The sequence below is a fragment of the Polaromonas sp. P3_C2 genome (genome assembly GCF_056402675.1).
The window spans coordinates 1-716 of the sequence record NZ_JBFUGX010001163.1 but is presented as its reverse complement, the minus strand read 5'-3'; the positions used below and the strand labels follow the sequence as shown (position 1 = coordinate 716).

The following is a 716-nucleotide window of genomic DNA, read 5'->3' as shown; positions in this document are numbered from 1 at the left end:
CGCGCCGTGTACTTTCAAGGTCGCGGAAAACCTCGTGCCGGGCTATTTTGGCCTTGTACTCGGCCAACGCACCGGCTTCGATGTTGATGTAGTCGAGCTCCCAGGCAGTCTTGCCATGGGCCGATTTCGGGATGCCGGAGGCGCTTGGGGCTTCGCCGGGAACCTCGACGAAGCGGAAGTTTTCGTCCTGCTCCCAGAACCAGTCGGAGGCCAGCGCCGTGAGTGCGCGAAAGCGTTCTTCGCTTTCACGCAGAACCTGCTCGGTCTGCTTGCGCTCGGTGATGTCCTGGATCTGCGCGATAAATTGAAGCGGCTTTCTGTCTGCATCGCGCACAAGGGAGCAGCTCATGTAGCCCCATACAGTACGGCCGGACTTGTGGATGTAGCGCTTTTCGACGTGGAACGATTCGATTTCGCCAGCCAATGCCCTGCGGCGCTGCTCCAGGTCCCAGGCAATATCGTCGGGATGGGTCAGGTCATGGATGGTGCGCGACAGCATTTCCGCCTCTGAATACCCCAGCATCTGGCAAAAAGCGGCGTTGACCTTCAGCCGGCGCGAGTCGATGCCGATCAGCGTCATCCCGATGGCCGCATGTTCAAACGCATTGCTGAACTGCTGGTCACTGACCGTGAAGACATCGTTGTCCGTGCTGATGGGGCCAGCCCCCTTGGGACTTACTTCTCCGGCGTCCTCGAACGTACTTGCGCTGTCTGTC

Annotated in this window: 1 protein-coding gene; it reads right to left on the bottom strand. The window is 59.6% G+C overall.

The genetic code is table 11. The features are described 5' to 3' along the window. Nucleotides 1-580 (bottom strand): PAS domain S-box protein (locus AC1DWI_RS25345; protein ID WP_477726210.1); only part of this gene is annotated, 580 nt, incomplete at its 3' end. Between the last annotated feature and the right edge of the window lie 136 nt (nucleotides 581-716).